The sequence below is a fragment of the Bacillus sp. 05T22 genome (genome assembly GCF_056396765.1).
Map to the genome: position 1 here is coordinate 1 of NZ_JBFTMC010000174.1, position 5780 is coordinate 5780.

Sequence of the window (5780 nt, forward strand, 5' to 3'; positions counted from 1 at the left end):
CTCCTATGATTACTCAATCATAGGGGGTTTCTTTCATATAATTTATTTTTTAAATTTTCGACATCTACTTATTCCTATTAAAAAACATACTTTTATTGCATTTTACAAAATATTTTTTACTGAGAAAAAACAAATGTGCTAATCCTCTGTACGAGGTTTCTCCTCTTACGTAGCACCTTAATCTATCTAACTCTCCCAGCGATTCAACCCTAAATAACAAGCTCCATACACACCAGCATCATTGTGTAACGCTGCTAGAACAATATTCGTTTTTTTTGATAGCTGTTCATCACCGCGTGTTGAAACCTTTCTTGAATTTGTTTCAAAAATGATTCACCTTGTTCAGCGATCCCACCCCCAATAATAATTAATTCAGGATTAAACATATGTGTAATATTCACTAATCCAGTAATGACATACTGTAAAAACTGTTCATATACATCTTTAGCTAATTGCTCTCCGCTATTTATGCGTTCTATAATTTCTTCCCCTGTTATTGTGTCTATATCTATTCCTTGTAATTGAGATGCTTCTTTATATTGGCGAATAAGTGCAGAAGTCGATGCATATCGTTCGTAACATCCTTTTCCACCGCAACTACATTCTTTTTCATGATATATTGATTATATAAATAATAAGTTAAATCATGATATCATGTTGTCATTACCAGTTGTTATGAAGTATACCATTACAACTTTTTCTTTCGTAATACATTTTCTGAATTTTTTATAAAATTTTCCAAACATTTTTATTCATAGCTTAACAATATAATTCTATTTATTGCGCAATAAAAACCATGAATGGAATTACCTGCAAGAGAAAGATTATTTTTATCAAATTGATTCTTCCCGTAAAAATCTGATCGATGAAGGTTAATTACTAATAAAATTCTCCCTCCCTTAAAGTCCGTACAAATGAGAAAGATAGGCATGTGGGATAATTGCCCACAAAAAAATCAATTGGTCTGGCTAAATGAAAGTTTCACTTTATCTCAGAAAAAGGAAAGGAAAAGGAGTGTTCCTATGATTCAACAATTAAAAACATATTACGGTAAAGATATAACGGTTAATGAAACAGTATTGTCTGAGGAGTATAGCTGGTTTTTAGTTGAAGGAAACAAAGTAGGGATTCGCAAATCTCGCTTACACCAAAGGGAACGTCAATTACTTTCATCAATCTTAACGCCCATTCATACTGATACATTTTATGCAACAGAAAAAGAAAAGTCTTGGTATGAAGCGTTATATCAAAATAAAGATATTCCTATCGCATCCGTTCGTTTTTTACATTTTTTCACAAATCACTCTATAGTAGAAAGAGAAGAATTTCAAGATGCTTTACAGTCCATGTTTTCTTTCGCCACTACAACGATATGGGAGACTTCTCAAGCCGGCGTTCTCATCTTAGAAGAAGATATATCGGAATCTATATTACAAACAGCCCTTGATACATTAGAAACAGATTTTTTTATATCTCTATCCTTTTTTATTGGCAGACACTATACCGAAACAAATGGAATTTCTCGTTTGTATCAATGGGAACGAGCATTATTTTCTTTTCTTTCTCCCTATTTATCAAAAAAGATTATACACATTGAACACCTACTCCCTTACCAATTAATGATCTCATTACCAAAAGAAGAAAGAGAAAAATATACAAATCAATTGTTAGCACACATTTCAAATGACAAAGAACTAATCGATAGTGTTAGAGTATTCTTCCAATGTAATTTAAATGTATCACTTGCAGCGAAACAATTATATTTGCATCGCAATACCTTGCAGTATCGAATTGATAGATTCATTGAAAAAACAGGAATTAATATCAAAACATTTGAAGGCGCTGTAGCAGTTTACATGGCATTTCTTTCTTTAGATATCTCGTAAACTTGCATAAAAACCTCTCATTTTTTTGTGCAATCTGCCAATTTACCTATCTTCTAAAAAATCTTATAATTCTATTAATTCAAAGAATAAGGAGTGAGTAATTGTGGCAGAACTCGTATTAGATCATATTTTTAAAGTTTATGATAATAAAACGACTGCTGTTTCTGATTTTAATTTACATATTGAAGATAAAGAGTTTATCGTATTTGTCGGTCCTTCTGGATGTGGAAAATCAACAACTCTACGTATGATTGCGGGTCTAGAAGACATTTCTGATGGTTCATTTTATATTGATGGAGAACGTATGAATGATGTCGCTCCAAAAGATCGCGACATTGCGATGGTATTTCAAAATTACGCACTATACCCACATATGTCTGTTTATGATAATATGGCGTTTGGCTTGAAACTACGCAAATTTCCAAAAGATGAAATTAATCGCCGCGTAACAGAGGCTGCGAAAATCTTAGGACTTGAAGATTACTTAAAACGAAAACCAAAGGCATTATCAGGTGGACAACGCCAACGTGTTGCGCTAGGAAGAGCTATCGTTCGCGACGCAAAAGTGTTTTTAATGGACGAGCCTCTATCCAATTTAGACGCAAAATTACGCGTAAGTATGCGCTCTGAAATCTCTAAACTTCATCGCCGTTTAAACACGACCACTATATATGTGACACATGATCAAACAGAAGCAATGACAATGGCATCACGCCTTGTTGTTATGAAAGATGGTGTCATCCAGCAAGTTGGTACGCCAAAAGAAGTATACGATGCTCCTAAAAACATTTTTGTTGGCGGATTCATTGGTTCTCCAGCTATGAATTTCTTTACCGGAACATTACAAGATAACTATTTTCATATAGAAAATATTCGTTTCAAAGTACCAGATGGCCAACTAAAAGCATTAAAGAAAAAAGAATATAATGGAAAAGAAATCATACTCGGTATTCGTCCTGAAGACATTCATGATGAACCAATTGTTCTTCAATCTTCTCCTGAATCAACTGTCGAAATTACAGTTGATGTCGCTGAATTATTAGGTGCTGAAACGATGATTCATGGAAAACTTGCGAGCCAAAACTTTGTTGCACGAATCAACGCTCATTCAGAAATTAAAGCTACCGATAAACTTCCGTTAGCTTTTAGTTTAACTAAAGCGCACTTTTTCGATATTGATACAGAACAACGTATACGTAATGAATAGACATACTTGAGTGAATGCCCCCTCTTTAACACTCTTACGAGTCGTTTGAAGAAGGGGCTTCCTGTTTCATAGAGGTTGCTGCTTGAGGAAGGGGGCTTCTGTTGGAGTACTGTTAAAATAAAAAAGAAAGAACCGATTAACTATATTAACCAGTTCAGCATGACGCTCTTTATCAGTTATTAACGAACCAAACATGCCCCGATGATAATTAGTAAAATAAACAATACAACGATCAACGCAAATCCAGAACCTGTACCGCACCCTCCGCCGCCATAACCATATCCGCAATAACTACTAGGATATCCGTAACCCCACATGATTTGCTCCACTCCCTCCGCTACTTAAAAATTAATTTTCCTTAATAAATTATGTGGGACAACTCCCACTTTGTATGTGCGTTTGCCTATAAATTAAAAAATCCATAACTCCGCTAACGATTTTATAGTTTGCACCAGATCGAGCAACTTGTATATGTATAAAATTTGTGGCATTAAATACAGTTAAACTTTAATCAGTGCGGGTTCCTTCATCCCCCACTGATTATTAGCCCTCACCAATCGGGCTTTTACAGGCAGTTGATCCCCTACCTACCTTCCTTGTTTCTCCCTGAATCTTGAGGTGGGAGTCTTACTGCCCGCCCGTTAATGCGGGATAAACTATCTATTATCATTTTTATATTTTGAAGCATTTTTTGCATAAGCCCTTTTCCGAGATGCATATAGTTATAGTGATGACAAAGGAGGAATTTTACATGGCTCAATCTGAAATTGAAAAATATGGACAAGAAGCAGCCCTGTATGAACAACTTGCCCGTTACTATCAATATACAAATCCCAAAAAATATATGGAATTATATATGAAATATCATAGTGCGATTACCAAACTTGTACATGTGTATGAAAAACGCGGCTCTCAAGAAGCAACATTGCCATCCTATATGAGAATATTCCACGCATCCCCTCATACACCAGTTATTGATTTTTTAGTTAACGGACAAAAGGTAATTAAAAACATTTCTTTTAAGCAACACAGTCCTTATTTATCCTTAACTCAAGGGCAGTACCGGGTTGATATCGTTCCAGTCGGTAATGAAACACCTATTTTTTCAGCACTTGTTCCCATGATGGGTAACCACTCTTATACACTTGCAGCAATTGGTACCGATACACATATACAATTACAACCAATGCTTGATAATACTCCTTTGCAATCTGGTCAAGCAAAAATAAGATTTTTACATTTTTCCTCTGATACCCCTGCTGTTCATGTATCCATAAAAGGTGGCGACTATTTATTCGAAAATGTCTTATTTAAACAAGTAACAGATTATTTACAGGTAAGCCCTGGAACAGCTGATATTGAAATTTCTCTTGCCGATACAAAAAATATACTTGTAACCATCCCTAATGTAAAAGTAGAACCAAATACAATTTACACATTTGCATTAGTAGGCTATTCTAATCAATCCCCAAAATTAGAAGCCGTGGTTCTTACAAATTAAAAAATCTACACCATTCTCTTGGTGTAGATTTTTTTCTCTTTATTTTTGAAATGAAATATGAAATTCTGTCCATTCTGAATCAGAGCGACACGTAATCGATCCATTATGCTTTTCAACAATTTGTTTACATACAAACAAACCGATGCCAGTTCCTAATTTCTTAGTCGTGACAAATGGTTCAAAAATCGTTTCAATACTTTCTGCCGGAATCATCGGTCCATTATTTTTAATAACAATATGAATCCTTTCTTCCTCTTCACATGTATCGATAATAATTTTACGATCTTCTTTAATCACTTCGAGAGCATCGATTGAGTTCATTAAAATATTTAAAAAAACTTGTCTCACTTCACTACGGTATCCTACAAATGAGATAGGATACGGTAAAATCTTTTCAATTGAAACATTTGCATTAACTAGACTTGGATATAAGAAATGAATAATATCATGAAACAAATCATTTAGCCAAAATCGTTCAGACTCATTCCACATTTCTTTTTTTGAAACAAGTAAAAATTGCGAAATACGAAAGTTTAATTGGTCCAATTCATGTGAAATAATATCTAAATATGATAAATTCGGATGATCTAATTTCAATAATTTCACAAACCCCATAATGGAGGTTAATGGATTTCGAAACTCGTGAACAAAACTAGCTGACATTTGTCCTAAAATCGTCAATCTTTCTTTATGTGTTTCATTTATATATTGCTGTTTTTCTTCTAAATTTCTCGATATAATTTCCGAATATTTTAAAACCGTATAATAAATTAATTTGTCAAAACAAGTATGTATTTTTGTTATAATTGGTTTTAATTCACGAGCTTTAACATCTAATTCGCACATTGCTTCAAATAGTTCATTTCTTCCTACATTCGCGTTATAGACAAAATCTCCAATATTAGCGTCCGCTCCTGCTCGCTCAATTGCAATTTTTTCACATAACGGCTGTAGAGGAGCTACATCCTTATTTTCCATAATAAGTTCAATGATTAACTCTAATAGATCCTCTCCATTCTGAGCTACTTCTTGCTTAAATGGATCTTTCTCGGAAATTATCATTTTGTTTTTCCAGTTCTCTACGAATTGGTGCCCGTTGTTTTGCAAGTGCGAACAAAATACTTCTTTAATATCCTTATCGATTGGAAAAACCCCCATTCCCTCCATTTCCATGCGACGAATACCC

5 protein-coding genes and 1 pseudogene are annotated in these 5780 nt (G+C 34.1%); 3 read left to right on the forward strand and 3 right to left on the reverse strand.

What is annotated here, in order from left to right; all coding sequences use genetic code 11:
• Nucleotides 1-186 precede the first annotated feature (186 nt).
• Nucleotides 187-605: pseudogene (locus tag AC1DIT_RS26840) on the reverse strand (ROK family protein); the annotation flags it as partial.
• Nucleotides 606-1022: 417 nt separating this feature from the next.
• On the opposite strand from AC1DIT_RS26840, the gene AC1DIT_RS26845 reads away from it, so the two are divergent.
• Together AC1DIT_RS26845 and AC1DIT_RS26850 are read left to right on the forward strand one after the other, a co-directional pair.
• The gene (locus AC1DIT_RS26845; RefSeq protein WP_016114742.1) at nt 1023-1886 is read left to right on the forward strand and encodes a PucR family transcriptional regulator; all 864 of its coding nucleotides are present in this window, start codon (nt 1023-1025) and stop codon (nt 1884-1886) included.
• Between the two features lie 103 nt (nt 1887-1989).
• Nucleotides 1990-3093 (forward strand): ABC transporter ATP-binding protein, encoded by a 1104-nt coding sequence (locus AC1DIT_RS26850; RefSeq protein ID WP_016114741.1) that lies wholly within the window; start codon nt 1990-1992, stop codon nt 3091-3093.
• Nucleotides 3094-3272: 179 nt separating this feature from the next.
• On the opposite strand, the gene AC1DIT_RS26855 is transcribed toward AC1DIT_RS26850, so the two are convergent.
• The gene (locus AC1DIT_RS26855) at nt 3273-3410 is read right to left on the reverse strand and encodes a YjcZ family sporulation protein (protein WP_016114740.1); all 138 of its coding nucleotides are present in this window, start codon (nt 3408-3410) and stop codon (nt 3273-3275) included.
• 434 nt (nt 3411-3844) lie between these two features.
• Here AC1DIT_RS26855 and AC1DIT_RS26860 point away from each other — a divergent pair, with 434 nt between their 5' ends.
• Nucleotides 3845-4594: a DUF4397 domain-containing protein gene (locus tag AC1DIT_RS26860; RefSeq protein ID WP_016114739.1), complete on the forward strand. Its 750-nt coding sequence runs from the start codon at nt 3845-3847 to the stop codon at nt 4592-4594.
• 39 nt (nt 4595-4633) lie between these two features.
• On the opposite strand, the gene AC1DIT_RS26865 is transcribed toward AC1DIT_RS26860, so the two are convergent.
• Nucleotides 4634-5767, reverse strand: coding sequence for a BA2291 family sporulation histidine kinase (locus AC1DIT_RS26865; protein ID WP_033671144.1), 1134 nt, complete (start codon nt 5765-5767; stop codon nt 4634-4636).
• Between the last annotated feature and the right edge of the window lie 13 nt (nt 5768-5780).